This is a genomic window from Mesorhizobium sp. P3_A9 (genome assembly GCF_056402975.1).
The window spans coordinates 1-1,442 of the sequence record NZ_JBFUGJ010000668.1; the positions used below are offsets into that span (position 1 = coordinate 1).

Below are 1,442 nucleotides of genomic sequence, written 5' to 3' on the forward strand. Positions count from 1 at the left end.
CCTCCCCGGTCGCTGTCGCGGCGGTGCCGTTCGCGACGCTGTGGGCGCCCGTTGCGGTCGCGTCGTCGCCGGTTGCGTTGCTTCCCTGGCCAAAGGCACTCGCAGCCGCGCCATTCGCTGCGCTGTACTGCCCCGTCGCGGTGGCATTGTCGCCATTCGCGATGCTGCCCTGGCCCGTCGCTGTGGCGTTGGTGCCGGTTGCATTGCTGAGGACGCCTATCGCTGTTGCGAAAGTGCCGTTTGCGCTGCTGATCGCGCCGATCGCCGTGGCGCCGTCGCCGGCCGCGCTGCTGTTTACGCCGACCGCCGTGGCCTCCAGACCGGTCGCGCCGCTAGCATCTCCTACGGCTGTTGCGTCTGTGCCATTGGCTTGACTGGAGGCTCCCACGGCGCTCGCGGAGGCGCCGATGGCGTGGCTGTCGAAGCCTGCCGCGATTGCCTCCGAGCCAGTTGCGTTGGCGCCATCGCCTACGGCTGTCGCCGCCGCGCCATTGGCTTGACTGGAGGTTCCCGTTGCGGTCGCGGAGGCACCGGTGGCGGTGCTGGCGGCGCCTACCGCGACTGCCTGCGCGCCGGTCGCGTTGGCGCCATCGCCAAGCGCGGTCGCATTGCCGCCATTGGTTATGGTGCCGCCGCCTGCCGCATAGTCGCCGGCTGATGCGATCCCAGTGGCGAACGACACCGCCGCAACCACGCCGGCGGCCAAAGCAAGGCTTCGTAGCCCGCCACCCGATATGGCACCGCGGTCAAACAAGGATTCATGCGCCTGTGCATGAACCGGCACCGATATCTTCTTCACGAACCACCCCGCTGCAATCCGCCGGACCTGGGAGAGCCGGCACCCTTGCACATTGATCCGCGAAATCTGGCGTGGCCGCATTGCCCATATGGGCAATGTCTTGCAACCGCTGGTCACGGTGTTGTGCAAGCGCCACGGTTGTATCCGTGCTATTTGCGCGGGGTCAGGTTCTCGGAATGTGGCCAGCAGGGGCACGATTTGGACGCTGAAGCCCTTGCCCTCATCGACATGTTCTACCAGGCGACTCTCGAGCCGGGCATGTGGGCAACCGCCCTGGCGGGCATAACCGGTTTGCTTCGTGCCGATCATGCCTATCTGGCCATGAACAACCAGCCAACGTCCGCGACGCCGTTCATCGCGCGGACCGGTATGGGTGATGCCGACGTTCAGCGTTTCCTGTCGCCGCAAGCCTCCAGACTGCTGGCGCCGTTGCTGAACTCACATCTTGCCAGTTTGCCACCGGGGGGCGCGGTCGTTAGCAGCAGCGAAGTTCACACGGACACCGATTTTGAGCGAAGCGGCTACTACAATGAAATCGTGCGGCCGCTGGGCACGTTCTACGCAGCTGGCATATCGCACGACGATTCGCGCTTGCCACTCAGCATGTGGGTCTGCCGCTCCCGGCAGAAGGGCGGGTTCGTGC

The 1,442-nt window shown here is 65.8% G+C and carries 1 protein-coding gene and 1 pseudogene; one reads left to right on the plus strand and one right to left on the minus strand.

What is annotated here, in order from left to right:
* Positions 1–799, minus strand: a pseudogene (locus AC1DX0_RS35830) (hypothetical protein); the annotation flags it as partial.
* Positions 800–997: 198 nt separating this feature from the next.
* Between AC1DX0_RS35830 and AC1DX0_RS35835 the strand changes: the two are divergent.
* Positions 998–1,442 (plus strand): hypothetical protein (locus AC1DX0_RS35835; RefSeq protein WP_477359219.1); only part of this gene is annotated, 445 nt, incomplete at its 3' end.